This is a genomic window from Micromonospora sp. WMMD723, from assembly GCF_049863385.1.
Lineage (GTDB): Bacteria > Actinomycetota > Actinomycetes > Mycobacteriales > Micromonosporaceae > Micromonospora > Micromonospora wenchangensis.
Genome location: NZ_JBMKNR010000001.1, coordinates 4,322,485 through 4,346,880 on the forward strand (window position 1 = coordinate 4,322,485; position 24,396 = coordinate 4,346,880).

24 protein-coding genes and 1 pseudogene are annotated in these 24,396 nt (G+C 73.7%); 15 read left to right on the forward strand and 10 right to left on the reverse strand.

Annotated elements, in window-relative coordinates:
• Window positions 1-13 precede the first annotated feature (13 nt).
• From ACN261_RS19040 to ACN261_RS19050, 3 genes are all read right to left on the reverse strand, one after another.
• A complete protein-coding gene (locus tag ACN261_RS19040; protein WP_302741989.1) occupies window positions 14-334 on the reverse strand; it encodes an antibiotic biosynthesis monooxygenase family protein in 321 nt (106 codons plus the stop codon).
• A 138-nt stretch (window positions 335-472) separates the two neighbouring features.
• Window positions 473-1,282 (reverse strand): exodeoxyribonuclease III, encoded by an 810-nt coding sequence (locus ACN261_RS19045; RefSeq protein WP_425851368.1) that lies wholly within the window; start codon window positions 1,280-1,282, stop codon window positions 473-475.
• A 172-nt stretch (window positions 1,283-1,454) separates the two neighbouring features.
• Window positions 1,455-2,375 carry a proteasome assembly chaperone family protein gene (locus ACN261_RS19050; RefSeq protein WP_088646244.1) on the reverse strand — a complete coding sequence of 307 codons (921 nt, stop codon included), beginning with the start codon at window positions 2,373-2,375 and terminating at the stop codon, window positions 1,455-1,457.
• A gap of 418 nt (window positions 2,376-2,793) precedes the next feature.
• Between ACN261_RS19050 and ACN261_RS19055 the strand changes: the two genes are divergently transcribed.
• The 3 genes from ACN261_RS19055 to ACN261_RS19065 all read left to right on the forward strand — a co-directional run bounded on the left by ACN261_RS19055 (window position 2,794) and on the right by ACN261_RS19065 (window position 4,859).
• The gene (locus ACN261_RS19055) at window positions 2,794-3,675 is read left to right on the forward strand and encodes a peptidase M23 (RefSeq protein WP_425851370.1); all 882 of its coding nucleotides are present in this window, start codon (window positions 2,794-2,796) and stop codon (window positions 3,673-3,675) included.
• A 148-nt stretch (window positions 3,676-3,823) separates the two neighbouring features.
• Entirely contained in the window at window positions 3,824-3,973 is a 150-nt protein-coding gene (locus ACN261_RS19060) for a hypothetical protein (protein ID WP_168222413.1), read from the forward strand.
• A 163-nt stretch (window positions 3,974-4,136) separates the two neighbouring features.
• Window positions 4,137-4,859: an EcsC family protein gene (locus tag ACN261_RS19065; RefSeq protein ID WP_421487053.1), complete on the forward strand. Its 723-nt coding sequence runs from the start codon at window positions 4,137-4,139 to the stop codon at window positions 4,857-4,859.
• 94 nt (window positions 4,860-4,953) lie between these two features.
• Here the strand turns inward: ACN261_RS19065 and ACN261_RS19070 are convergent, their stop codons facing one another.
• Window positions 4,954-5,808, reverse strand: coding sequence for a GDSL-type esterase/lipase family protein (locus ACN261_RS19070; RefSeq protein ID WP_425851372.1), 855 nt, complete (start codon window positions 5,806-5,808; stop codon window positions 4,954-4,956).
• Between the two features lie 253 nt (window positions 5,809-6,061).
• Between ACN261_RS19070 and ACN261_RS19075 the strand changes: the two genes are divergently transcribed.
• The 8 genes and pseudogenes from ACN261_RS19075 (at window position 6,062) to ACN261_RS19110 (ending at window position 12,480) form a co-directional block, all read left to right on the forward strand.
• A complete protein-coding gene (locus ACN261_RS19075; RefSeq protein ID WP_421486691.1) occupies window positions 6,062-6,325 on the forward strand; it encodes a DUF6343 family protein in 264 nt (87 codons plus the stop codon).
• Between the two features lie 11 nt (window positions 6,326-6,336).
• A complete protein-coding gene (locus tag ACN261_RS19080) occupies window positions 6,337-7,749 on the forward strand; it encodes an NADP-dependent succinic semialdehyde dehydrogenase (protein WP_421486692.1) in 1,413 nt (470 codons plus the stop codon).
• A gap of 66 nt (window positions 7,750-7,815) precedes the next feature.
• Window positions 7,816-8,781, forward strand: coding sequence for a TIGR03885 family FMN-dependent LLM class oxidoreductase (locus ACN261_RS19085; protein WP_421486693.1), 966 nt, complete (start codon window positions 7,816-7,818; stop codon window positions 8,779-8,781).
• Window positions 8,782-8,818: 37 nt separating this feature from the next.
• A complete protein-coding gene (locus ACN261_RS19090) occupies window positions 8,819-10,396 on the forward strand; it encodes a Na+/H+ antiporter (RefSeq protein WP_425851375.1) in 1,578 nt (525 codons plus the stop codon).
• On the forward strand, window positions 10,396-10,653 hold the full coding sequence (locus ACN261_RS19095) for a UBP-type zinc finger domain-containing protein (RefSeq protein WP_402900997.1): 258 nt from the start codon (window positions 10,396-10,398) through the stop codon (window positions 10,651-10,653). Before ACN261_RS19090 ends, ACN261_RS19095 begins: the two co-directional genes overlap by 1 nt.
• A 96-nt stretch (window positions 10,654-10,749) precedes the next feature.
• Window positions 10,750-11,313 (forward strand): annotated as a pseudogene (locus ACN261_RS19100) (snapalysin family zinc-dependent metalloprotease); the annotation flags it as partial.
• Between the two features lie 208 nt (window positions 11,314-11,521).
• Window positions 11,522-12,289: a Scr1 family TA system antitoxin-like transcriptional regulator gene (locus ACN261_RS19105; protein ID WP_421486695.1), complete on the forward strand. Its 768-nt coding sequence runs from the start codon at window positions 11,522-11,524 to the stop codon at window positions 12,287-12,289.
• Window positions 12,280-12,480: a DUF397 domain-containing protein gene (locus ACN261_RS19110; protein ID WP_425851378.1), complete on the forward strand. Its 201-nt coding sequence runs from the start codon at window positions 12,280-12,282 to the stop codon at window positions 12,478-12,480. The genes ACN261_RS19105 and ACN261_RS19110 overlap by 10 nt, the downstream gene beginning before the upstream one ends.
• A 41-nt stretch (window positions 12,481-12,521) precedes the next feature.
• Here ACN261_RS19110 and ACN261_RS19115 read toward each other — a convergent pair whose 3' ends face one another.
• Window positions 12,522-12,932 carry a hypothetical protein gene (locus ACN261_RS19115; protein WP_421486697.1) on the reverse strand — a complete coding sequence of 137 codons (411 nt, stop codon included), beginning with the start codon at window positions 12,930-12,932 and terminating at the stop codon, window positions 12,522-12,524.
• Between the two features lie 129 nt (window positions 12,933-13,061).
• A complete protein-coding gene (locus tag ACN261_RS19120; RefSeq protein ID WP_421487054.1) occupies window positions 13,062-15,671 on the reverse strand; it encodes a glycoside hydrolase family 9 protein in 2,610 nt (869 codons plus the stop codon).
• A 254-nt stretch (window positions 15,672-15,925) separates the two neighbouring features.
• On the opposite strand from ACN261_RS19120, the gene ACN261_RS19125 reads away from it, so the two are divergent.
• A complete protein-coding gene (locus ACN261_RS19125; RefSeq protein ID WP_421486698.1) occupies window positions 15,926-16,651 on the forward strand; it encodes a PP2C family protein-serine/threonine phosphatase in 726 nt (241 codons plus the stop codon).
• Window positions 16,652-16,673: 22 nt separating this feature from the next.
• Here ACN261_RS19125 and hrpB read toward each other — a convergent pair whose 3' ends face one another.
• Genes hrpB through ACN261_RS19140 form a run of 3 tightly spaced genes read right to left on the reverse strand, consistent with a single transcriptional unit; the run spans window position 16,674 to window position 20,392 of the window.
• Window positions 16,674-19,280, reverse strand: a complete 2,607-nt coding sequence (gene hrpB, locus ACN261_RS19130) for an ATP-dependent helicase HrpB (RefSeq protein ID WP_425851381.1) — start codon at window positions 19,278-19,280, stop codon at window positions 16,674-16,676.
• 25 nt (window positions 19,281-19,305) lie between these two features.
• Complete coding sequence (locus ACN261_RS19135) at window positions 19,306-19,506, reverse strand: DUF397 domain-containing protein (protein ID WP_420117137.1); 201 nt, start codon at window positions 19,504-19,506, stop codon at window positions 19,306-19,308.
• A gap of 40 nt (window positions 19,507-19,546) precedes the next feature.
• On the reverse strand, window positions 19,547-20,392 hold the full coding sequence (locus ACN261_RS19140) for a helix-turn-helix domain-containing protein (protein WP_420117138.1): 846 nt from the start codon (window positions 20,390-20,392) through the stop codon (window positions 19,547-19,549).
• 142 nt (window positions 20,393-20,534) lie between these two features.
• Here ACN261_RS19140 and ACN261_RS19145 point away from each other — a divergent pair, with 142 nt between their 5' ends.
• From ACN261_RS19145 to ACN261_RS19155, 3 genes are read left to right on the forward strand one after another with little or no spacing between them, the layout of a single operon-like run.
• Window positions 20,535-21,161, forward strand: coding sequence for a GOLPH3/VPS74 family protein (locus ACN261_RS19145; protein ID WP_204927901.1), 627 nt, complete (start codon window positions 20,535-20,537; stop codon window positions 21,159-21,161).
• 55 nt (window positions 21,162-21,216) lie between these two features.
• Window positions 21,217-22,737, forward strand: a complete 1,521-nt coding sequence (locus ACN261_RS19150; protein WP_204927900.1) for an APC family permease — start codon at window positions 21,217-21,219, stop codon at window positions 22,735-22,737.
• Window positions 22,734-23,327 carry a GNAT family N-acetyltransferase gene (locus ACN261_RS19155; protein ID WP_421486700.1) on the forward strand — a complete coding sequence of 198 codons (594 nt, stop codon included), beginning with the start codon at window positions 22,734-22,736 and terminating at the stop codon, window positions 23,325-23,327. The genes ACN261_RS19150 and ACN261_RS19155 overlap by 4 nt, the downstream gene beginning before the upstream one ends.
• 227 nt (window positions 23,328-23,554) lie before the next feature.
• On the opposite strand, the gene ACN261_RS19160 is transcribed toward ACN261_RS19155, so the two are convergent.
• Window positions 23,555-24,376 carry a SigB/SigF/SigG family RNA polymerase sigma factor gene (locus tag ACN261_RS19160; RefSeq protein ID WP_088644086.1) on the reverse strand — a complete coding sequence of 274 codons (822 nt, stop codon included), beginning with the start codon at window positions 24,374-24,376 and terminating at the stop codon, window positions 23,555-23,557.
• Between the last annotated feature and the right edge of the window lie 20 nt (window positions 24,377-24,396).

The following is a 24,396-nucleotide window of genomic DNA, read 5'->3' on the forward strand; positions in this document are numbered from 1 at the left end:
GCCGGGGCTGCGGTCAGCCCTTGCCGGCCACCTGCTGGACCACCTCGAACTCCAGCAGCGTCGCGCCGGAGGCCACCGGTCGCTGCTGCTCGCCGCCCCCACCACCGGCGTGCGCGGCCCGCGACGGCCCGGCCGCCCACGCCTGGTACGCCTCCTCGGTCTCCCACCTGGTGTACACGAAGTAGCGGCTCTCGCCGGCCACCGGGCGCAGCAGCTCGAAGCCGAGGAAACCGGGGGAGTTCTCCACCGCGCCGGCCCGGGCGGCGAACCGCTTCTCCAGCTCCTCGCCGGCACCGGGCGGGACGTCGATCGCGTTGATCTTCACGACTGCCATCTGCCCACCCTAGCCCCGCGCGGCCGGGTCGGTCCCCGGCTGGTGCGCCGCGTCCGGCGTCCGGATCGTGGAGAGTTCTTGTCGCCCCGGCCGCAACGACTCTCCACAATCCACCCGCGGCCGGCCGGGGTGTGCGCGCTACCCCACCTCGGCCGGGCCGGGCTCCGCGTCGGGCAGGTCGGCGTCGACCACGATCGGAGCGTGGTCGGAGGGGCCCTTGCCCTTGCGGGCCTCCCGGTCGACGTACGCGGAGCGGACCGCGTCGGCCAGCGGCGCGGAGGCGTACACCAGGTCGATCCGCATGCCCTTGTTCTGGTGGAACATGCCGGCCCGGTAGTCCCAGTAGGTGTACGGGTGCGGGCCCTTCATCGGGGTGGGCACCACGTCGCTGAGGCCGAGGTCGCGCAGGGCGGCCAGGGCGGCCCGCTCGGCGGGGGTGACGTGGGTCGAGGTGACGAAGAGCGCCGGGTCCCACACGTCGGCGTCGGTCGGGGCGACGTTGAAGTCCCCGCAGACGGCGACGGGGCCACCGGCGGCGACCTCCGGCGTCACCGCGTCCCGCAGCGCCGCCAGCCAGGCCAGCTTGTACGCGTAGTGCGGGTCGTCTGTCGCGCGGCCGTTCGGCACGTACACCGACCAGATCCGGACCCCGGCGCAGGTGGCGGCGATGGCGCGGGCCTCGGGCCGGGGGAAGCCCGGCTCGTCGAGGAACCCGACGGCGACGTCGGTCAGTCCGACGCGGGACAGGATGGCGACTCCGTTCCACCGGCCGTCGCTGTGGCTGGCCACCTCGTAGCCCAGCTCGCCGACCTCGGCGACGGGGAAGGCTCCGTCGGGGCATTTGGTCTCCTGGAGGCAGACCACGTCGGGGGCGGTGCCGGCCAGCCAGTCGAGCAGGCGGGGCAGGCGGGCCTTCACCGAGTTCACGTTCCAGGTCGCCAGGCGCATGTGCCCAGCCTGCCGCATCGCGGCCCACCCCGCCGGGACGGCCCGCCGTCGGGTCGGCTGCGACGCGCGGGCCATCCCGGCCCACCCTGCCGGGACGGCCCGTCGTCGGGTCGGCTGCGCGGGGGGCTGCGGGTGGGCGGGCCGGGCGGCGTCGCCGCCGCCCGGCCGTGGGTCAGGCGCCGGGGGTCTCGCCGGGTCGGGTCTGCTCGGCGAGGAAACGTTCCAGCTCGGCGCCCAGCTCGTCGGCGGTGGGCAGCGGGCCGGTCTCGGCGGCGAGCAGGTTCTTCTCCCCCCGGCCCCGGGCGAACGCGTCGTACTGCTCTTCGAGGGCCGTGACCAGCGCGGCGGCCTCGTCGGTCTGGGCGACCTGCCGGTCGATCTCCACCCGGACCACCTCGGCGGCGGAGCGGAGGCTCTCGTTGGGCAGCAGCAGCCCGGTGCTGCGGGACACCGAGGCGAGCAGCACCTCGGCGGCGGCCGGGTACTCGGTCTGGGCGACGTAGTGCGGCACGTGCGCGGAGAACCCGAGGGCGTCCCTGCCGGCCTCGCCGAGCCGGTACTCCAGCAGGTGACCGACGCTGCCCGGGACCTGCACCCGCTGCAACCACGGTTCGTAGCCGGCGATCAGCTCGCGACGGGTGGCGTGTGCGGTGACCCCGGTGGGGCGGGTGTGCGGGACGGCCATCGGGATGGAGTTGAGCCCGACGGTGAGCCGGACGTCGAGCCGGGCGGCCACCGCGCCGACCGCCGCCACGAACCGCTCCCACTGCAGGTCCGGCTCCGGGCCGGTGAGCAGCAGGAAGGGCGTCTCGTCGTCGTCGCGGAGCAGGTGCAGGGCGAGTTCGGGGGCGTCGTAGTCCTCCCAGTGGTCCTCGACGAAGGTCATCACCGGCCGGCGGGACCGGTAGTCGAAGAGCTGGTCGACGTCGAAGGTGGCGATCGTCCGGGCGTCCAGTGAGGTGAGGAGCTGCTCGCGGGCCAGCCGGGTGGCGTTTCCGGCGTCGACGAAGCCGGTGAGCGCCTGGATCAGCACCGGCTGACCGAGGTCGGGCAGATCGTCGGTGAGCTGGTACAGCTCGTGTGGGTCGAGCACCGGTCGGACCTCCTGAGGAAATGCGCCTACGGGTGGCCGCGCACGGACGGCACCCGGTTCGGGGAACGTACCCGTCGGCGTCATCCATTCCATCACTGGGCGCGTCGTGACCGATCCGGCTATCAAACCCGGAGGAAGCGACCAATTCGTCCGACAGGCCGGGAGCGCTCGGCCGGATGGTTCCGGCGTGTCGCCTGAAAGGGGGACATCATGGATCTTGTAGTCGGGCGGGGCGGTCTGGGTGGTGGACCCGCTCCGACGACGGCGGGCGCGGTAGCTGACCGTAATGCCCGTTGCGGGTGGTCTGGCACCCCGGTCCCGCGTCCGGGGTGGGCGTCCCGGCGACCCGCCGGAAAATGTGGCGAGGGCCACTTCCTGCAGGTGGGTGGACGGGAAAGGGCATGCCTAGCCTCGGCGGATGCGTGACGACGACACCATCGACGACCAGGGCGCCCCTCAGGGCATGACTGGCCGTTCGGACGACACCCCCTCGTCCGTTCAGGTCGGCGTTCTCCGTGAACCCCGTTCCCTCCGTACCCGCCTCGGCGGGCTCGTTAACCTCCGCCGCCGGCCGGCGCTCCTCGCCGCCGGGGTGCTCTGCTGCCTCGGCGTCACCGCCGTCGCGGGCGTCCAGGCGCTGCCGGACGAGCGGGCCGACGACCGGACCGCCACCGAGGCCGCCCTCGCCGAGCGCGCCCAGCAGCAGGCCGCCTCCCGGGCCGAGGTCCGTACCCCGGTCACGGTCGTGCCCAGCAGCCCGTCCGCCGCCAGCCCGACCGCCGCCACCCCGAGCCCGACCCCGAGCGCGACCAGGACCACCAAGCCCAAGCCCCGGCCGAAGCCGAAGCCCCGGCCGAAGCGGATCGTCCCGGTTGCCGGCCTCGACCAGGCCCAGATGGACAACGCCAAGGAGATCGTCAAGGCCGGCCGGGCGATGGGCGTCCCGCGCCGGGCCCTGGTCATCGCGGTGGCCACCGCGATGCAGGAGAGCAACCTCTACAACTACGCCAGCGGCGTGCTGCCCGAGTCGCAGAACTACCCGCATCAGGCGATCGGCTGGGACCACGACTCGGTCGGGCTGTTCCAGCAGCGCCCGAGCAGCGGCTGGGGCGAGGTCGGCCAGCTGATGGACCCGGCGTTCGCCACCCGGGCGTTCCTCACCGCGCTGCTGGAGATCCCCGGCTGGGCGGATCTCCCGCTCACCGTCGCCGCCCAGGCCGTGCAGATCTCCGCCTACCCGGACCTCTACGCCCAGCACGAGTGGCGGGCCACCGAGGTGGTCGCCGCCATCCTGGTCTGAGCCGCCGGCCCGGCCCGCAATGCCCCGGGCGGGCCGGGCCGGTTCGCGTCGGTGTCGGCGGATGGCTACCCTCGACCGGACACAGTGGACGGTTGGCGGTTGCCGGGATCGGGTACACATGACGCAGGACACCCGATCGGAGGACGACATGTCAGCACTGATGCAGCGGATCAGCGCCTTCCTGCGCTCCCCCAAGGGGCAGCAGTTGGTCGACCGGGGCCGGCGCGAGCTGGCCAAGCCGGAGAACCAGGCACGGCTCAAGCAGGCGGCCGGCAAGCTGTCGGGCCGTCGCCGCTGACCGTCCGCGAACCGATTCCACCCCGGGAGCATCCGTGACCGACGCCGTCCCCGCCGACGACGAACCGACCGTCCCCACGCCGCCGGTACCGGCGGAAACCGCCGGCCCGGCCGTCCCCGCGACACCTGCCGGCGGGTCGCCGACCGCCACGGTCCCGGCGACGGTGGGGGCGTCGGCTCCGGTCCCGGCGGTGCCGGCCGGTGATCCGGGCGACGCGCCGGAGGCGCCGCCGGCCCGGCTCTGGGACCGGATGCGGGACGACCCGCAGTACGCCCCGGAACACCTGGCCCTGGAGGCGGTCCGCCGGCTCGGTCCGGAGGCGGCGCAGTGGGTCGCCCGGGCCCGGGCGGAACGCCCCGACGCCACCGCCGACCAGTTGGCCGAGCAGGCCATCCGGCGCTTCGTCAACCGGGCCCGGCTCTCCGGAGCGGTCTCGGGTGCGGCGGGGCTGCCCGGCGCGGTGATCGACGTCGGCGTGCTGGCCTGGACCCAGGCCCGGCTGGTGCTGCACGTGGCCGCCGCGTACGGCACGGACCCGGTGCACCCGGACCGGGCCACCGACCTGCTCGTCCTGCAGAAGGTGCACAAGGCGGCCGAGGCGGCCCGGTTGGCGCTGGGCGTCGCGGCCGGTCGGGAGCGGGCCGGCGCGTTGTTCGGTCACGCCGCCCAGAACCCGCTCGGGCGGGTGATGCTGCAACTCGGCGTCCGACTGGCCCGGATGGCCGGGGTGCGGGCGGCCAAGCGGGTCTTCGCCAAGGTCGTCCCCGGTGCCGCGATCATCCTCGGCACCTGGGCCAACTCGTCGGCCACCAAGGATCTCGCCGAGCGCGCCCAGGCGCTCTACCGGGAACACCAGGGCGGCGTGCCCCACCCGCGCCGCCCCTGACCGGCGGTGGTGCCACGCCGCGTCCGGCCCACCACCGGGCGCGGCCCGCGCACGCCGCGACGTCCGGCTGCGGGCGAGCCGGTGCCGGGGTGGCTCAGAGTCGCCAGCCGGCCGCCGGGAACGTCGCGTCGGCGAGCCGGTTCTGCCCGGCGACGTTGGGATGGAACCAGTCCAACGCGTTGACCTCGTCCAGGCTGAACCGCACCCGGTGCACCGCCCCGCCGTCGTAGCGGCACCGCGACCCGTACGCCCGGCAGGCCGCCTTCAGTTGGCTGTTGTACGCGTCGATCCGCTCGGCGAAGCGGGCCCGGCGGTCCCGGTCGGCCTTGGCGTCCGAGGTGGGGTTGGCCAGCAGTGCCGGGCAGATCCCGGTCTTCCAGATCCGCACCGCCCGGGACTCGGTGTGCCCGACCTCCCAGAGCCGGTTCAGGTCGGGGACGCTGGCCACCAGGACCCGGGCCTTCGGGCGGCCCTCGCGCAGCACCCGCAGCGCCTTGTCGACCTGGCTGCGGAAGGTGTCGGGCGCGGTCATCGCGTCGATGTCGTCGCGGCAGGCGTCGTTCGCGCCGATCAGCACGGTGACGTAGTCGGCCTTGTCCTTGACGGCGGCACCGGCCTGCCCGGCGAGGGCCTCGGCGCGGGCCCCCGGCACGGCGTGGTTGCGGGCCCGGTTGCGGATCGGCGCGTCGGCGTCGAGCAGCCGCCGGTAGTGGCTCTCCACCCGGATGCCGTCCCCGGTGGACCAGGAGTTGCGCTGGCACGAGGTGAGCACCAGGCAGGAACCGAACCCGGTGGTGATCGAGTCGCCGAGGGCGGCCATCGTGCCGGGCAGGCCGGTCGGTGTCGATCCGCTCTTCGTCGGGCGCGGGGAGGCCCCGCCGCCCTCCTCGCAGGCGAGCGCGGTGAGCGCCAGCAGGCAGGCTACGGCGGCGACCCAGCGTCGAGGCATGCGTCTTCCCCCGGTCAGACGGCGCAGAGCGACAGCCCGGTCACTCTACGGGCCGTACCGGGTGCGGCGGCCCGCTCGTGTCGACTTCCGGGCAGATTCAACAGCTCGAAACATGAATCTGGTAAGAACAGGTCGGAGCGGGGCTATCCGGGCAGGTCAACCGCCCGACATCGGCCCGGTGGGCGGCGTCGACGTGGGGTGATCCGGGCGTCGGGACCGGTTAGCGGCGTCCGTGCCGGGGTAGGCCGAGACGATGACGAGATCGCAGCCCCGGCGTGCCCGTGGCACGGTCGGCCACGCGTACAGCGCGTTGAACCTGCGCCTGGCGTTGGCCCTGTTCGGCCTGGTCACCATGACCGTCCTCGCGGTCGTGGCGTTCGGCGCCGGGCTGGCCTGGCTGGGTGTGCCGTGCGCGCTGTTCGCCGTCGTGGCGGTGGTCGACCTGGTCGTCATCCAGCGCCGCCGTGCCGCCCGCCGCCGTGAGCAGCCGGGCGCGCGGCACTCACTCTTCGAGTGACAGGAGAAGAGATGCCCATCGCCACCACCAACCCCGCCACCGGTCAGGTGCTCAAGTCCTACGAGCCGATGTCGAGCGAGCAGATCGACGCCGCCATCGAACGGGCCGACCTGGCGTTCCGGGACCTGCGCCGGACCACGGTCGCCCAGCGGGCGCAGTGGATGAACGCCGCCGCGGACCTGCTCGACGCCGAACGCGACGACACCGCCCGGCTGATGACCACCGAGATGGGCAAGACCTACGCCGCAGCGCGGGCCGAGGTCACCAAGTGCGCCACCGCCTGCCGGTTCTACGCGGCGAACGCGGAGCGGATGCTCGCCGACGAACCCGCCGACGCCGCCGCGGTGAAGGCGAAGCGGGCCTTCGTCCGCTACCAGCCGATCGGGGCGGTGCTCGCGGTCATGCCGTGGAACTTCCCGCTCTGGCAGGTGATGCGGTTCGCCGCGCCGGCCCTGATGGCCGGGAACACCGGCCTGCTCAAGCACGCCTCCAACGTGCCGCAGACCGCGCTCTACCTGGAGGACGTGTTCCGCCGGGCCGGCTTCCCCGAGGGCGCGTTCACCACCCTGCTGGTCGGCTCCGACGCCGTCGACCGGATCCTCAGCGACCCCCGGGTCCGGGCGGCGACGCTGACCGGCAGTGAGGGCGCGGGCCGCTCGATCGCCCAGATCGCCGGCCGGGAGCTGAAGAAGACGGTGCTGGAGCTGGGCGGCAGCGACCCGTTCGTGGTGATGCCCTCGGCCGACCTGGACCGGGCCGCCGAGGTGGCCACCACCGCCCGCTGCCAGAACAACGGCCAGTCCTGCATCGCCGCCAAGCGGTTCATCGTGCACACCGACGTCTTCGACGCGTTCGCCGGGAAGTTCGCCGCGAACATGGCCGCGCTGCGGGTCGGCGACCCGATGGACGCCGACACCGACGTCGGCCCGCTGGCCAGCGAGAGCGGCCGGGACGAGATCCACGCCCAGGTGCGCGACGCGGTGGCGCACGGCGCGACGGTGCTCTGCGGGGGCGAGAAGCCGACCGGCGACGGCTGGTTCTACCCGCCGACCGTGGTCACCGACCTGAACCCGCAGATGCGGATGTGGGCCGAGGAGGTATTCGGACCGGTCGCCGGGCTGTACCGGGTGTCGTCGTACGACGAGGCGGTCGCGGTGGCCAACGGCACGCCGTTCGGGTTGGGCGCGAACGCCTGGACCACCGACCCGGCCGAGCAGGAGCGGTTCGCCACCGACCTGGACGCCGGCAACGTCTTCGTCAACGGCATGACCACCTCGTACCCGGAGCTGCCCTTCGGTGGGGTGAAGAACTCCGGCTACGGCCGGGAGTTGTCGGCGCTGGGGATGCGGGAGTTCTGCAACACCAAGACCGTCTGGGTGGGGGAGGGCGCCGCCACCGCCGGGGCCGGCGCGCACGCCGAGTGACCCCGCGCCGGGCGACCGGCGCGGGCGAGCTTTAACCGGACACCGTCATGGGTACGGAAGGACGCCATGACGGTGTTCGGCTTCCACGCCTCCCACGAGCAGATCCATCCGAGCCGCCTGCTGGAGGCGGTGGTGCACGCCGAACGCGCCGGCTTCGACGCCGCGATGTCGTCGGACCACTTCTCGCCGTGGAGCACCCGGCAGGGCCAGTCCGGCTTCGCCTGGTCCTGGCTGGGCGCGGCGCTGCAGGCCACCGGGCTGCCGTTCGGGGTGGTCAACGCCCCCGGCCAGCGTTACCACCCGGCGATCATCGCGCAGGCGATCGGCACCCTGGGCGCGATGTACCCGGGGCGGTTCTGGGCGGCGCTGGGCACCGGCGAGGCGAGCAACGAGCACATCACCGGCGACGGCTGGCCGCGCAAGGACGTGCGGACCGCCCGGCTGCGGGAGTGCGTGGAGGTGATCCGGGCGCTGCTGGCCGGCGAGGAGGTCAGCCACGACGGCCTGGTCCGGGTGGACCGGGCGAAGCTGTGGACCCGGCCGGAGGAACCGCCGGCGCTGATCGGGGCGGCGGTCAGCGTGGCCACCGCCCGGTGGTGCGCCGAGTGGGCGGACGGCCTGATCACGGTGAACGCCCCGACCGCGCACCTGCGCGAGATGATCGACGCCTACCGGGAGGCGGGTGGACGGGGGCCGCTGCACCTGCAGGTGCACGTGAGTTGGGCGCCGGAGCAGGCCGAGGCCGAGGCGATCGCGTACGAGCAGTGGCGCAGCAACGTCTTCGCGCCGCCGGTCTGCTGGGACCTCGACACCGCCGAGCACTTCGACGTGGTCAGCGAGCGGGTGCCGATGGAGCAGGTCGCCGAGGTGGTGAACGTGTCGGCGGATCTGGGCCGGCACGTGGGCTGGCTGGAGGAGTACCTGTCGCTGGGCTTCGACCAGATCGCCCTGCACCACGTCGGGCAGGAGCAGCGCGCCTTCATCGACACGTTCGGTGCGGAGGTGCTGCCGAAGCTGCGCGCCGCCGGGTGATCACCCCGGGCCGTCCGTACCCCTAGGCTGCTACTCCATGGAAGCTCTGTTCGAGGTCGTGGTCTTCCTGGCGATCGCGACCTTCGGTGCCGCGCTGGCCCGCAAGCTGGGTCTGCTCGCGCCGATCCTGCTGGTGGTGCTCGGTCTCGGGCTGTCCTTCCTGCCGGGCTTCCCGCACGTGCGGCTCGATCCCGACCTGGTGCTGGTGGGCATCCTGCCGCCGCTGCTCTACGTGGCGGCGCTGGAGACCTCGGTGCCGGCGTTCCGGCTCAACCTGCGGCCGATCCTGCTGCTCGCGGTGGGGCTGGTCATCTTCACCGCGTTCGTGGTGGGCACGGTGGTGCACCTGTTCCTGCCCGACCTGCCGTACGCGATCTGTGTGGCGCTGGGCGCGGTGGTGGCCCCGCCGGACGCGATCGCGGCCACCGCGGTGGCCCGGCGGGTGGGCCTGCCCCGGCGGGTGGTGACCATCCTGGAGGGGGAGAGCCTGGTCAACGACGCCACCGCGCTGGTGCTGCTGCGGGTGGCGATCGTCGCGGCCACCGCCAGCGCCGGCTCGGTGAGTTTCGGGTACGTGGCGCAGGAGGTGGTGGTCGCCACCGGCGGCGGGGTGCTGGTCGGACTGCTGGGCGTGGTGGTCTTCGGCTACCTGCACAAATGGACCACCGACCCGCTGCTGGACAACGCGCTGTCGTTGATCGTGCCGTTCGCGGTGGTCTTCGCCGCCGAGGAGATCCACGCCTCCGGGGTGGTGGCGGTGGTGGTCACCGGGTTGGGGATCGGCCACAAGATGCCGCTGCTGCTGTCGGCGGCCTCCCGGTTGCAGACCGGCGCGTTCTGGCGGCTGGTCCAGTTCCTGCTGGAGGGGCTGGTCTTCCTGCTGGTCGGCCTGCAACTGCCCGAGGTGCTGCAGGATCTCGACGAGCCGACCGGCCGGCTGGTGGGGATCACCGCGGCGGTGCTGGCGGCGGTCTTCCTGGCCCGCTTCGTCTGGGTCTTCCCGGCCACCTACCTGGCCCGGCTGGTGCCCCGGGTCCGGCAGCGGGACCCGGGGCCGCCGGTGCAGTTCCCGATCGTCATCGGCTGGGCCGGGATGCGCGGGGTGGTGACGCTGGCCGCCGCGCTGGGTCTGCCGCTGACCCTGTCCGGGGAGCAGCCCTACCAGCGGGCGCTGTTCATCTGGCTGGCCTTCGCGGTGATCATGGCGACGCTGCTCGGTCAGGGGGCGACCCTGCCGTGGCTGGCCCGCCGGTTGAAGCTGCCCCCGGACGACCCGGTGGCCGACGCGCTCTCCGCCGCCACGGTGCAGCAGCAGGCCGGGCGGGCGGCCCGGGAGAAGCTGGACGAACTGGCCGAGGGCGCGCCGCCGGCCGTGGTGGAGCGGTTGCGCGGGCTGGTGCAGAGCCGCACCAACCTGGCGTGGGAGCGGCTCGGCGGCAGCGACCGGGAGACGCCGTCGCAGGCGTACGGTCGGCTGCGGCAGGAGATGATCGACGCCGAGCGGGAGGTCTTCCGGGCCGCCCGTGACGAGGGACGGATTCCCGAGGAGGTGCTGGTGCGGGCGTACCGCGACCTGGACCTGGAGGAGTCGTTGTTGCGACGGGAGAGTGACTGATGAGCTGTGCGCACCTGACCGGGGCGGGAACCGTCGAGCCGAGCGTCACCGACGCCTGCCCGGAGTGCGTGGCCGTCGGCAACGACGACTGGGTGCACCTGCGGTCGTGTGTGGAGTGTGGGCAGGTGGGGTGCTGCGATTCGTCGCCGTACCAGCACGCGACGAAGCACTTCGAGTCGAGCGGGCATCCGGTGATGCGGTCCATCCAGCCGGGGGAGTCCTGGCGCTGGTGCTTCGTCGACGAGGAGATCGGCTGAGCCGTCCGGTGGTGGCGGTATGACGTAACCGCTATTCGACCGGGTTCCGACCGACCGCTTAACATCGGTGAACTTCTATCGATGGGAGGTCGGACGATGCGCCGACGACAGTTCTCGCGTACCGCCGGGACCCTGCTGGCGCTGGTGCTCACGGCGACCGGTGTGGTCGCCGCGGGTGGCGGCGCGGCGTCCGCCGCCGCGCGGACGGTCTACTACGACGCGAGCCGGGCCGGGGAGTTCCGCACCAACTTCGACCAGGCCGCGACGATCTGGAACAGCTCGGTGACCAACGTCCGGCTGGTCGCCCGCACGCCCGGCAACATCACCATCTACGTCGACACCGGCTGGCCCCGGGCGCAGACCACCAGCCTGGGCAACGGCCGGGTCTGGATGGGCACCCAGGCCGTCGACCAGGGGTACGACCGGACCCGGATCGCCACCCACGAGATCGGTCACATCCTCGGCCTGCCGGACAATCGGACCGGCCTGTGCACCGACCTGATGTCGGGCAGCAGCGCCCCGGTGTCGTGCCGCAACGCCAGGCCGAGCAGCGCCGAGGCGTCCCGGGTCAACGCGTTGTTCGCCGGCTCGCTCACCGCGCCGGCCGGGGTCAGCTACGTCTGGCGTGGTGACGGTGCCCCCGCGCCGGTCGCCGTCGGCGCCCCCGCCGGTTCCTGAGCCCCGTCGGTCCACGGTGCAGGGGCCGCCTCCCGCCCCCCGGGTCGGGAGCGCGGCCCCGTGGGTGCCGCCGACGGGAGTCCGGCCCGTCGGTGCCGCCGCCGGGTCTCGTCGTGCCGAAGGGTTGCGACATGATCACACGGCGTAGCAAGATGGCTCCGGATATCCAGGATGTCCGGGGAGGGTCAGGATGAATCTGGCAGTCAAGGAGGCGATGGCCGAGGCGGGTGAGACGGCCGAGAGCCTCGCCGCCCGCATCGGGGTCGACCCGAAGACCGCGGCGCGCTGGGCCAGCCAGGGGCGGATTCCCCAGACCCGGCACCGTGCCGAGGTCGCCGCGCTGCTCAAGCGGGACGTCCTCGACCTCTGGCCGGACCTGCACAAGCGACACGAGCCAGCGTGGTTCCGGCCGTGGGCCGACATCGAACGTGAGGCCGTCGTGCTGCGCGGCTTCGAGCTGGCCTGGGTGCCCGGCCTGCTCCAGACCGAGGCGTACGCGCGGGCGACCCTGGCCGGGGAGACCCTCACCGAGGAGGAGGTCGACCAGCTCATCACGGCCCGCCTCACCCGCCAGGCGATCCTGCACCGCGACCGCCCGCCGCTCCTGGTCGCCGTCATCGACGAGTCGGTGCTGCACCGCCCGGTGCCGGGCCGGCCCGAACTGATGCGCGAGCAGTGCGCCCACCTCGCCGCCTGCGCCGAGCTGCCGACCGTGCAGGTGCACGTGGTCCCGGCCGAGACGGGCATGTACGCCGGCCTCGGCGGGCCCTTCGTCGTCGCCGAGCTGGACGACGGCACGCGGGTGGCGCACGTCGACGGGCAGGTACGCGCGCAGATCATCGACCAGCGTGCGGACATCGCCGTCCTGGAACGCCGGTGGGCGCGCATAGTGGGGGAGGCCCTACCCCGGGCGCGATCCCTGGAACTCGTCAGGAAAGCGGCGACATCATGGAGCTGAACGGCGCCCGGTGGCACACGAGCACCAGGAGCGGCAACAACGGTGGCAACTGCGTCGAGGTGGCGGACAACCTGCCGGGTGTCGTCCTCGTCCGCGACACGAAGGACCGTGCGGGCGGCACCCTGGCCTTCACCCCGGGTGCCTGGCGCGGCTTCCTGCGCCTGGCCCGGTCGACGCGACAGGCCTGCTGACCTGCCCGCCCACCGTCGTCACCGCGTCGGCGGGGTGCGGGTCAGGGCGCCGGGTGGTGGCGCAGCGCGGCGATGAACCAGTCCAGCACCGGAGTCAGGGTGGGCGGCGCGGTCCAGCCGTTGACCGTCGCGAGGAGCTGGAAGTACCGCTCGGTCCGCGGGTCGTTGGCGACCTCCAGCCGGGCCAGCAGCGCGCTGCGGTAGCCGGCGTCGTCGACCCGGTCGAAGACCTCGCCGTACGCGCAGACCAGCGCGGCCACCACGTGGCCGGCGCGGGGCGACTCGGGCGTGATGCCGGCGGCCCGGGCCAGTTCGACGGTGTCGCGGACCCGGTGGGTGAGGTCACGGACCATCGCCACCACCTCGGGGTGGGCGTCGCCGACGGTCCCGTCGACGAACTCGTGGACGATGCGCCGACGCTCGGCGTCGGAGATCGTGGTCTGCTCGGGCATCGGACTCGTCTCCACTGCTGGGCCGGGCGTGCCGGGCGGTCGGGCGGGGGCGCCGGGCGGTCGGGGGACGACCGCCCGGCGCGCTCGGACCCCGGGTGGCAGCCCGGGGTCCGAGGGTAGGAGTGCCGGTCAGGACACCGTGCAGGCGCCGCCGTTGACGGTGATCAGATCCGGTTCCGGGTTGGCCAGCGTCCCGGTCTTGGCGAGCAGACCGAAGGTGATGCTGGCGCCCGGCGCGATCTTCGCGTTGTACGCCTCGTTCTTCGCCGTCACGGTGGCCCCGGACTGGGTCACCTTCGCCGACCACGCCTGGGTGACCTTCTGGTCGCCGTTGTAGGCGTAGCGCAGCGTCCAGCCGTCGATCGCGGTGTCACCGGTGTTGCGCAGGACGACCTGGGTGTTGGAGCCGTCCGGCCAGGTGCCGTGCACCTGGTAGCTGACCGCGCAGGTGCGCGGGGCCACCGCCTTGGCCTCCCCCTGGTCGGCGAGGAACGACGCGAGCCAGGCCAGCGCCGAGTTCCAGTTGATCGCCACCTCGTTGGTCGAGTACGAGTTGATGTCGTCGACGTAGCAGAACATCGGCGCGCAGTCCTTGAGCAGCTGGGCGACGAACGGGTCCTGCAGGGCGGCGTTCGGGCCACCGGCGAGCGAGCCGACCGGCGGGTTCGGCATGGCCGGGTTGAGCTGGTTGCCGAAGATCCGGCTGTGCTGGTTGCGCGCGTTCTGCTCGCCCCAGCCGGTCACGTACGACATGTTCAGCGCGTTGCGGCCGAGCAGGTAGTCGGTCGCCTGCACGGCACCGTCCCGGTACTTCGCGTCCCGGGTCAGGTCGAACGCGGTAGCCAGCACGACCATGTTGTTGATGATGTTGCTGTTGCTGCCCCAGACGTAGCTTGCCGCCTCGCCCGGCACCGGCAGGCCGTACGCCTGGGCGTGCAGGGTGGTCAGGTAGTTGTCGGCGGCGGCGGTCACCGAGGCGCGGACCCGGGCCCGGTCGGCGGCCGGCAGGCCGTTCGGCACGGTGGCCAGTTCGAGCCGGCCGACCGCGCCCACGCTCTGCCAGCTGAACGCGCCGCCCGTGGCGAACACGTCGCCGGTGTGCTGGGGCGAGGCGGTCAGGTCGTCCAGGTACGCCTTCTTGCCCGTGGTCAGGTACAGCTCCACGGCCGCCCAGTAGAACTCGTCGGTGACGTTGGTGTCGTCGTACGCGCCGCCGCCGATGCCGTCGTTCGGGTCGGCGTAGACCGCCGGGTGCGCCTTGGCCGCGGCGTACGCGCTCGACGCGGCGGTGCCGCAGCGGGCGGCGAACGCCGCGTCGTACGGGGCGAACAGGCGCTGGCACTGCGCGGCGACGGCGGCCAGGTTCAGGGTGGCGGCGGTCGTCGGCGGGTGCAGCTCACGCGGCTGGGCGTCGTCCTGCGGGGCGAGCGGCAGGCCGGTCCACGCCTTGTCGTGGATCTTGTGGTGGACCATTCCGGCCAGCGGCTTGCCGGCCGGCACCTGCATCCGGAGCAGGAACTCGATCTCCCAGCGGGCCTCGTCGAGGATGTCCGGCACCGCGTTGCCCCGCTCGGGCAGCCGCAGCGTCGAGTCGCCCAGCGCGGCCCCACCGGCGGCGGTCTCCGCCGTCTTGGTCCGCTCGAAGGCGCTCAGCAGCTGGTAGGCGGCGATACCGCCGTTGACCACGTACTTGCCGTGGTCGCCCGCGTCGTACCAGCCGCCGCGCACGTCAAGCGAGTAGTCGCAGACGCCGGGCTGGCAGGGCACCTGCGTGTCGCCCTGGTTGGGGGCCACGCCGAGGTGGCCGGCCGGGCGGGCGTACTCCTCGCCGATCAGGTCACCGTCGATCTCGATGCCGCTGCGCTGGGCGTAGAAGAACTGCATCGCGTCGGCCCGCAGCCGGTCGTAGAGGTCGCCGGAGATGTCGAACGGGTGGCTGGTCTCGCCGTCGGCGACCAGCGTGTAGCCGGTGCCGGGCGTGCGGAAGGACGAGAAGTCGACGGTCTGCACGTTCTGCCCGGAGGCGGCGTCGACCCCGCGCGGGGTGCTCTGGCCGCTGGCCACGACCGTGCCGGCGGCCGACTTGAGCTGCCAGGGCAGCGCCTCGGTCGACTCGGTCACCACGGTGGCGTTCTTCGGGCCGCCGGGCAGGTAGCCGACCTGGTTGACCCGCACCCGGGGGCCGGTGTCCGGCACGTACGGCGGGGCGGCCTCACCGCCGCGCAACGAGACGTTGTCCAGGCAGATCCGCTGCTCGGCGGCGGCCCCACCGACCTGGAAGATGAGCTGGGCGTTGGGGTTGTCGTCCGGGACGGTGAACGTCTGCTCGACCCGCTTGCTCGTCGGGGCGGCCACCGCCGGCACGCTCGCGTACGAGGTGTAGGGGGCGCTGCCGAGCTGGAGCACGGCGTTGACGCTCAGCCCGGGGGTGGCCGAGATGTCGAAGCTGAGCTTGTACTCCGCGCCGGCGTTGAGCCGGACCCCGTCGTGGCCGATGCCGGCGTCCCACGGGTTGGCCAGCCCGGCGGGGACGGTGACGCAGAGCCGGCCGTCGACGACGTCGAGCGGGCCGGTGCCGTAGGAGAACCAGGGCGCGACGCCCTCGCTGAAGTCGCCGTTGCTGATCTGCTCGGGGGCGTCCGGCGGGACCTCGGCGTGGGCCACGCCGGTGCCGGCGCCGGTGAGGATCAGGGTCGTCGCTGCCAGTACCGCGAGATGCCGCCGACGTCGTCGGGTCAGGATCACGGGATTCCTTTCCGGGCGGAAGGGTAGTGGTGGGGTGTGCCGTCGATGCCTGTCGCTGGGAGCGCTCCCAGCTATCAGCCAGATGTTTCCAGCGCGTCTCCTCCCTGTCAATCGATTCGACTGGATGACCTTCGGGCTGGTCGCAGCCGCCCGGACCGACGCCTGCGGCAGTGAGATTCGCCGCGCCACGCGCAGTCGTCCTGATCTCCTAGAGACAACAACGCCCTCCGCCTGGCAGGCTGCCACCCATGACCCTGAAGCTTCGTTCCGTCGGGACGAGCGACCGTGGGCTGATCCGCAGCGGAAACCAGGACGCCCTGCACTCCGGTGCCTGGCTCGTCGCCGTCGCCGACGGCATGGGCGGGATGGCGGCCGGCGACCTGGCCAGCCGGATCGCCATCGACGCGGTCGCCCCACTGGACGTGGAGACCCCCGAGGACGCCCTGGTGGCGGCGTTGCAGACCGGCATCGAGCTGGCCACCGCGCGGATCCACCAGGCCGTCCGGGAGGACCCCGAGCGGCAGGGCATGGGCACCACACTGACCGCCCTGCTGTTCTCCCGTACCGGCAGCTGCCTGGCGCTGGCCCACGTCGGCGACTCCCGGGCCTACCTGTTCCGCGAGGGCACCCTCAAACAGGTCACCCGGGACGACACCTTCGTCCAGATGCTCGTCGACCAGGGGGTGATCAGCCCCGAGGAGGCGTCCAGCCACCCCCGGCGGGCCGTGGTCACCCAGGCGTTGCAGGGCGAGCAGGTCTCCCCGTCGTACGCCACGATGGTGCCCCGGGCCGGCGACCGCTGGCTGCTGTGCAGCGACGGCCTGTCCAACGTCGTCCGCCCGGACACCCTCGCCGAGGTGCTGCGGGAGACCCCGGGCCGCCAGGACTGCGCCCGCCGCCTGATCGACCTCGCCCTGCGGGCCGGCGGCCCGGACAACATCACCGTGCTGATCGCCGACGTCGTCGACGAGTGACCGCGACCGGCGCTGCGCGGGCTCAGCGGCGACGGTGCGTGGTGTGCCGGGTCGGTGCGGCCGTGACCGGGTCCTCCGGCCAGGGGTGGCGCGGGTACCGCCCGCGCAGCTCCCCGCGCACCTGCGGGTAGCCGGTACGCCAGAACGACGCCAGGTCGGCGGTGACCGCGACGGGCCGGCCGGCGGGGGAGAGCAGGTGCAGCAGCAGCGGCACCCGGCCGTCGGCCAGCCGGGGCGTCTGCTGCCAGCCGAACGTCTCCTGGAGCTTCACCGCCAGCACCGGCGCGGCCGGATCGGCGTAGTCGACCCGGACCCGGGAGCCGCTGGGCACCTCGACACGTTCCGGGGCCAGCTCGTCCAGCCGGCCCGCCTGGGGCCAGGGCAGCAGCCGGCGCAGCGCCCCGACCACGTCGGTCCGGGCCAGATCGGCCCGGCGGCGGGCGGCGGCAAGTTCCGGCCCGAGCCACCGGTCGGCGGCGGCGAGCAGCGCGTCGTCGGAGACCTCCGGCCACGGCCCGCCCAGCGCCTGGCGGCAGAACGCCAGCCGCTGGCGCAGCGACCGGGCCGCCGGGGTCCAGGTCAACAGGTCCAGGCCCGCCTGGCGGAGCCCGTCGGCCAGGGCGGCGGTCAGCAGCTCCGGGGCCGGTCGGGCCAGCGGCCGACTGGCCAGCTCGATCGCGCCGAGCCGGGTCACCTGGCGGGCCAGCACGTCGCCGTCGACCCAACCGACCTCGCTGACCTCGGTCAGCAACGCGCCGCCGACCTCCCGGGCGGTCGCCTCGTCGAGCGGGGCGGCCAGCCGGACCCGGGCGGTCGGCGCGCCCGGCGAGCGGTCGGCCACCGCGACGGCCAGCCAGCCCGTCCCGGTCAGCGCCGACCCGGCGGTCAGCTCCGCCCCCGTCCCACCCGCCATCAGGTACGACGTCCCACCGGCCCGGCGCAGCCGGGCCAGCCGCTCCGGATGGGCCAGCCCCACCAGCAGCCCCGCCGCCAGATCGTCGGGCAGCCACGGCCCGGTGGCCCGTCCCCGGCCGTTCCGTCCCTGGGCAGCCGGCCGGTCGCCGGGCCGCTCCCGGTCGGCGGTGCGGGCGGGACCGGCCGGGGTGCCGGCCCGGTCGGGATCGCCGGCGGGCAGCGCGGCCCGCAGCCGCCGGACTTCGGCGCGCCAGCGGGCGGTGGCACCGGGGTCGGTGTCGTCGCGCAGCCGCCGCCACGCGGCGGTGAGGTCGTCGTGCCGCCCGGCCAGGCCGTCCTCGGCGAGCAGGGCGACCAGCTCGGCGGCCCGGTCCCGGCCGATCCGGGCGGCACCGTCGAGCAGGGCCCGGCCCAGCCGGGGGTGGGTGCCGGTGGCGGCGATGGCCCGTCCCCGGGCGGTCACCCGGCCGTCGGCGTCGATCGTGCCGAGGGCGGTCAACGTCTCCCGGGCCACGGTCAGCGCGGCGGGCGGCGGCGCGTCGGGCAGCGCCAGGCCGGCCCCGTCGGGGCTGCCCCAGGCGGCCAGGTCCAGCGCGAAGCCGGTCAGGTCGGCGCTGGCGATCTCCGGCTCGGGTTGCGCGGCGAGCCGGCCGTGGGTCCCCTCCGACCAGCAGCGGTAGACCACCCCGGGGCCCTGCCGGCCGGCCCGGCCGGCCCGCTGCGTCGCGGCGGCCCGGGACACCGGCACGGTGACCAGCGCGCCCAGCCCCCGGGCCAGGTCGGTACGGGCCACCCGGGCCAGGCCGGCGTCGACCACCACCCGGACCCCGGGCACGGTCAGGCTGCTCTCCGCCACCGAGGTGGCGAGCACCACCCGACGGCGGTCGGCGGGGCGCAGCGCGGCGTCCTGCGCGGCGGCGGGCAGCCGCCCGTGCAGCGGCAGGACGGCCACCCGGTCGGCCAGGTCGGCCAGCCGACGGGTCACCGCCCCGATCTCGCCCGCCCCGGGCAGGAAGACCAGCACGTCGCCGTCCTGCTCGTGCAGGGCCCGCCGGACGGTCGCGGCGACGTGGTCGAGCAGCAGCGGATCGACCCGTCCCGCGCCCGGCGGCGCGACCGGGTGCGACGGTGGCGTCCAGACCCGGGCGACCGGGTGCAGGGCCGCCTCGGCGCGGACCACCGGGGCCGGCGTGTCGCCGCCGAGCAACGCGGCGAACCGGTCCGCCTCCGGGGTGGCCGACATCGCCACCAGCCACAGCTCGGGCCGTAGCGCCGCCCGGGCCTCCACGGCGAAGGCCAGCGCGAGATCGGCGTCGAGCTGCCGCTCGTGCACCTCGTCGAGCAGCACCGCGTCCACCCCGGGCAGGTCCGGGTCGCGCAGCAGCCGGCGGACCAGCAGGCCGGTGGTGACCACCTCGATCCGGGTGTCCGGGCCGACCCGGCGGTCGCCGCGCACGGCGTAGCCGACCCGGTGGCCGACCCGCTCGCCGAGCAGGTCGGCCATCCGCCGGGCCGCCGCGCGGGCGGCCACCCGGCGGGGCTGGGCGACCAGCACCCGCCCGGCCACCCCGTCGGCCACGGCGAGCGGGGCCAGGGTGGTCTTGCCGGTGCCGGGCGGGGCGACCAGGACCGCACCGCCGGCGTCGGTCAGCGCTCGCAGCAGGGGTGCCAGCGCCGGCCGGACCGGCAGGTCGAGGGGTACGTCGGAGAGCACGGCTGCCACTGTGGCACGCCCGGGGTCAGCCCCGGCGTACCGCCTCCATGCCGGTGACGAAGGCTGTCCAGGCGTGGGCGGAGAAGACCAGCGCGGGCCCGCACCGGTCCTTGCTGTCGCGCACCGCGATCCGGTCGTCGGTGGTGGCGATCTCCACGCAGTTGCCGTTGCCGCTGCTGCGGCTGCTGGTCCGCCAGTCCATCATGGACAGAGGCAGCGCCTGCATTCCCGTACCTTCCGTTCCCCCCGGGCGTGCCGCAATGCGATCACGCAAAGTGACGAGCAGCCTCCTCCAGGCGGGCCAGAGACGCCGCCGGATCCAGTGCCATCCGGCACAGCTCCTCGTGCACAAGGGTATACCCGCGCACGTGTCCCGCTTCCTCCAGCGCCAGACCCAGCGTGAGATTGTCCAGGTAAACCACGGAATTGTCGGCCGCGTCGGCAAACGTGATGATCACGTACGGAGTGCTCATCGCGGGGTGCCCACCGGATGCGAACGGAAGTACGTGACATGTCACGTTCGGTGATCGGGCGACCGTGGCCATGTGGGTCAACTGCTCCGCCATGACGGCCGGCCCGCCCACCGGGCGCAGCAGTACCGCCTCGTTGAGCACCACCGACAGCTCGACCGGGGGAGACTCCCGGTGCAGCACCTCCTGCCGGCGCAGCCGGGCGGCCACCTTGCGTTCCAGCCCCTCCTCGCCGGCCGTACGACGGAACATCTCCCGGGCGTACGCCTCGGTCTGCAGCAGCCCGGGGACGGACTCGGCCTCGTACGTGCGCAGGCTCTCCGCCTCGGCCTCCAGCCCGACGTAGAACTCGAACCACTCGGGCAGCACGTCGCTGTAGTTCTGCCACCAGCCGCGCTGCTGGGCGCCCCGGGCGATCTCGATGAGCGCCTCGGCATCGACCCCGGTCACCTCGTAGAGGGCCAACGCGGCGCGTACGTCCCGGGGTTTGATGCCGATCTGGGCGTTCTCGATCCGGGACAGGTTGCTCTTGGACATGTCGAGTTGGCGGGCGGCGACGTCCAGTGTCATGCCCGCGCGTTCCCGCAGTTGGCGGAGTTCACGGGCGATGCGGCGGCGGCGAACAGTGGGGCTGACGGTCACCCTCCGAGTCTGTCACGACAAGATCCGCAGGTCGCATGAGCACGGAGTGCAACCATCGAATCCGGGAGTTGCAAAGCTGGAGCTCTGGGGGCATCCTGTCACCCGGCGTGGATCACCTGTGGACAATGCGTGGGAGGCTCGTTTGCTGGTCGCCGACGAGTTCTTTCTGATCGCCCACAACGACAGTCGTGGCAAGGCCAAACTGCACCCGAGCGCCACCGGGCTCGGCCTGGCCGCCGGGTTGCTGGCCGAGCTGATCCTGTTCGGACAGATCACCGTCTCCGGTGGACTGGTCACCGTGATCGACCGGCGTCCCCCGGCCGACGCGCTGGCCCACACCGTGCTCGACCAACTGATCGGTGAGTCGCAGCACCAGGCGGTGCGCACCTGGCTCGCCTTCCTGGCCCAGTCGTCCACCACCTCGGTGGGGGAGCGGTTGGCCCGGGCCGGGGTGCTGCGCCGGCAGGAGAACCGCCGCCTGCTGCGCACCACCGTCAGCTACCTGCCGATCGACCTCAACGCCGCCGCCTGGCCGGCGACCCGGCTGCGGGCCCTGGTGGAGCGGCCCGAACAGCCGCTGGTGTCGGACACGACGCTGCTCGGCCTGGTGGCCGCGGCCGGGCTGACCCGCGAGGTGCTGTGGAGCGCCGGCCCCCGCGCCCACCACCGACTGTCCACCCTCGTCGGTTCGCTGCCGCCTCCCCTGAAGGAACTCGTCGTGCACACCGAGGCCGCGGTCGGCGCGGCGGTGCTGCGCGGCATCCCCTGATCTCGCCGCGCCACCCCCTTCCCCCCCTCATCTCCCCCTCTTCCGGAGCAGCCCCATGCCCCCGCATCCGACAGTCGACCGCCCCAGCAACGTCAGCGACGCCCTGGCCCGTGGCCGCCTCGGCGTGCCGTCGGTCATCTTCTTCGTCCTCTCCGCCGCCGCGCCGCTGACCGTGGTGGCCGGCGTGGTCACCACCGGCTACGCGGTCACCGGCATCACCGGCATGCCGCTGGCCTTCCTCGCCGTGGGCGCCGTCCTGGCGCTCTTCTCCGTCGGCTACGTGGCGATGGCCCGCCGGGTCGAGAACGCCGGCGCGTTCTACGCCTACGTCGCCCGGGGCATCGGCCGCCCGGCCGGCGTCGGCGCGGCCTGGGTCGCGCTCATCGCCTACAACGCACTCCAGGTCGGCCTGTACGGCGCGATCGGCGCCGCCGCCGCCCCGGTGCTCGGCACCCTGTTCGGCGTCGAGCCGCACTGGTCCGTGGTGGCGCTGGTCGCCTGGGCGCTCGTCGCGTTCCTCGGCCTGCTGCGGGTGGACGTCAACGGCCTGGTCCTGGCGGTGCTGCTGATCGCCGAGATCGTGGTGATCGTCGTGTTCGACCTGGGCCAGCTCAGCCACCCGGCGGGCGGCTCGACCAGCTTCGCCGCCCTCGCCCCGGCCAACCTCCTGGTGCCGGGGGCGGGCGCGCTGCTGGTGCTCGCCATGACCGGGTTCGTCGGGTTCGAGTCCTCGGTGGTGTTCAGCGAGGAGAGCAAGGACCCGCGGCGGACGGTCCCGCTGGCGACCTACCTCTCGGTGGCGATCATCGCCGGACTCTACGCGCTCTCCTCCTGGTCGATGACCGTGGCCGTCGGCCCGGAGAACATCTCCGCCGCCGCCGGTGAGCAGAGCATCGAACTGATCTTCAACCTGGCCGCCGCGCACCTCGGCGACACCGCGGTCACCATCGGCCAGGCGCTGTTCATGACCTCGGTGCTGGCCGCGATGATCTCGTTCCACAACACCACCGCCCGGTACGCCTTCGCGCTGGGCCGGGAGCGGGTGCTGCCGGCCGCCTTCGGGCAGACCTCGCCGCGCACCGGCGCACCCCGGATGGCCTCGCTGGCGCAGAGCCTGCTCGGCCTGCTGGTGATCGTGCTGTACGCGGTCAACGGCTGGGACCCGGTGGTGCAGCTGTTCTACTACGCCGGCACCGGCGGCGGCTTCGGCGTGCTGCTGCTGATCGCCACCACCAGCGTCGCCGTGATCGTCTACTTCGCCCGCTCCGACACCGCCGAGTCGCTGTGGAAGCGGGCGATCGCCCCGGCACTGGCCACCGTCGCGCTGGCCGCCGTGGTGGCGGTGGCGGTGGCGAACTTCGCGACCCTGCTCGGCGTCGCGCCGGATTCGCCGCTGCGCTGGATCATCCCCGGGGTCTACCCGGTGGCCGCGCTGATCGGCCTGCTGTGGGGCCTGGTGCTGCGCGCCAACCGTCCCGACGTCTACGCCCGGATCGGGCGGGGCGCGGAGAGCACGGCCACCTCGCTGTTCGGCCCTCCGGTGGAGCAGCCGGTGCCGGTGGAGTCCCGGCGGTGACCGCGCCGACCATCGGACGGCTCGCCGCCGCCGACACCCGGTGGGTCGCCGAGCGGATCGCCGAGGCGTTCCTGGTGCTCCCGGCGACCCGGTGGCTGGTGCCCGACGAGGCCAAGCGGGAGGCCGTCTTCGCCGACAACTTCGAGATCCTGGTCGACCACGCGATGCGGCACGGGCTGGTCTTCGGCACGGCCGACCGCGACGCGGTGGCGGTCTGGTTCCCGCAGGTCGGTGGCGGGTCGCCGGCCCCGGTGGACTACGACGACCGGCTGGCCGCCGCCTGCGGGGAGTGGACGCCCCGGTTCCAGCACCTCGACGAGCTGTTCGCCGCCAACCATCCGCACCCCGACCACCACCACCTGGCGCTGCTCGCCGTCCGGCCGGGGCGGCAGGGGCAGGGGTTGGGCACCGCGCTGCTGCGGCACCACCACGCCTGGCTGGACGCCCACGGGGTGCCCGGTTACCTGGAGGCCAGCAGCGAGGCGGGACGGGACCTCTACGCCCGGCACGGCTACCGGCTGCGCGAGGTCTTCCGGCTGCCCGACGGCACGCCGTTCTATCCGATGTGGCGGGAGCCGGCAGGCGGCTGACCGGCGTCCCGGGCCACTGTGGCGGGAGCCGGCGGTCGGCTGACCGGCGTCCCGGGCGACGTCGGCGTCGCGTACCGGCGTGGACGCCAACCGAAGTGGCACCGGCCCCGACGCGGATGCGTCGGGGCCGGTGCGTCGTTCGATGTCGGGAAGGCCCGGCCGGCGAACCGCCGGCCGGGCCCCGTGGTCGTGACCGTCACCGGGGACCGGTGACCGCCTCCACCCCCTCAGTAGGTGCCGTCGAGCTGACCGCGCAGCTTGGTCAGGGCCCGGGCGAGCAGCCGGGACACGTGCATCTGCGAGACGCCGATCTGGTCGGCGATCTGCGACTGGGTCAGGTTGCCGTAGAAGCGCAGGGTGAGGATCTTCTGCTCGCGCTCGTCGAGGGTGGCCAGCGCCGGGCCGAGGGCGACCCGCAGCTCGGCCAGCTCGAACTCGTTGTCCTCGCCGCCGAGCATGTCGCCCAGCTCGGTGGCGCGGTCGCCGTCGCCGGTCGGGGTGGACAGCGACACCGCGTTGTACGCGCGGGCACCCTCCAGGCCCTCCAGGACCTCTTCCTCGGTGAGCTTGAGGTGGGCGGCGATGTCGGCGACCGTCGGCGAGCGGCCGAGGGTCTGCAACAGCGAGCTGTTGGCGTCGGAGATGGCCAGCCGCAGCTCCTGGAGCCGCCGGGGGACCCGGATGTCCCAGGTGCGGTCGCGGAAGTGCCGCTTCAGCTCGCCGATGATGGTCGGGATGGCGTAGCCGGCGAAGTCGACGCCGCGCGACGGGTCGAACTTGTCGATCGCCTTGATCAGGCCGACGGCGGCGGTCTGGGCGAGGTCGTCGGTGGGCTCGCCCCGGCCGCTGTAGCGGTGGGCCAGGTGGTTGGCCAGCGGGAGCCAGGCCTCGATCGCCCGGTCGCGCAGCGCGGCCCGGGACGGGTGGCCGGCGGGCAGCGCGGCCATCGCGTTCAGCAGGTCGGCGGCGCTGTCGGTGAGTGCGCGCGGGTCCAGCTTCTCGGTGGTGGACGGTGTCGCCGCCGGCTTGCTCATGGTGGGCGCGGTCATTGGTGGTCCTCCCTGCACCT

Coding starts and splice junctions, on each gene's coding strand:
- ACN261_RS19040 (WP_302741989.1), bottom strand. CDS start 334: ATGGCAGTCGTGAAGATCAACGCGATCGACGTCCCGCCCGGTGCCGGC.
- ACN261_RS19045 (WP_425851368.1), bottom strand. CDS start 1,282: ATGCGCCTGGCGACCTGGAACGTGAACTCGGTGAAGGCCCGCCTGCCC.
- ACN261_RS19055 (WP_425851370.1), top strand. CDS start 2,794: ATGCGTGACGACGACACCATCGACGACCAGGGCGCCCCTCAGGGCATG.
- ACN261_RS19060 (WP_168222413.1), top strand. CDS start 3,824: ATGTCAGCACTGATGCAGCGGATCAGCGCCTTCCTGCGCTCCCCCAAG.
- ACN261_RS19070 (WP_425851372.1), bottom strand. CDS start 5,808: ATGCCTCGACGCTGGGTCGCCGCCGTAGCCTGCCTGCTGGCGCTCACC.
- ACN261_RS19075 (WP_421486691.1), top strand. CDS start 6,062: ATGACGAGATCGCAGCCCCGGCGTGCCCGTGGCACGGTCGGCCACGCG.
- ACN261_RS19080 (WP_421486692.1), top strand. CDS start 6,337: ATGCCCATCGCCACCACCAACCCCGCCACCGGTCAGGTGCTCAAGTCC.
- ACN261_RS19085 (WP_421486693.1), top strand. CDS start 7,816: ATGACGGTGTTCGGCTTCCACGCCTCCCACGAGCAGATCCATCCGAGC.
- ACN261_RS19090 (WP_425851375.1), top strand. CDS start 8,819: ATGGAAGCTCTGTTCGAGGTCGTGGTCTTCCTGGCGATCGCGACCTTC.
- ACN261_RS19095 (WP_402900997.1), top strand. CDS start 10,396: ATGAGCTGTGCGCACCTGACCGGGGCGGGAACCGTCGAGCCGAGCGTC.
- ACN261_RS19105 (WP_421486695.1), top strand. CDS start 11,522: ATGAATCTGGCAGTCAAGGAGGCGATGGCCGAGGCGGGTGAGACGGCC.
- ACN261_RS19110 (WP_425851378.1), top strand. CDS start 12,280: ATGGAGCTGAACGGCGCCCGGTGGCACACGAGCACCAGGAGCGGCAAC.
- ACN261_RS19115 (WP_421486697.1), bottom strand. CDS start 12,932: ATGCCCGAGCAGACCACGATCTCCGACGCCGAGCGTCGGCGCATCGTC.
- ACN261_RS19125 (WP_421486698.1), top strand. CDS start 15,926: ATGACCCTGAAGCTTCGTTCCGTCGGGACGAGCGACCGTGGGCTGATC.
- ACN261_RS19135 (WP_420117137.1), bottom strand. CDS start 19,506: ATGCAGGCGCTGCCTCTGTCCATGATGGACTGGCGGACCAGCAGCCGC.
- ACN261_RS19150 (WP_204927900.1), top strand. CDS start 21,217: ATGCCCCCGCATCCGACAGTCGACCGCCCCAGCAACGTCAGCGACGCC.
- ACN261_RS19160 (WP_088644086.1), bottom strand. CDS start 24,376: ATGACCGCGCCCACCATGAGCAAGCCGGCGGCGACACCGTCCACCACC.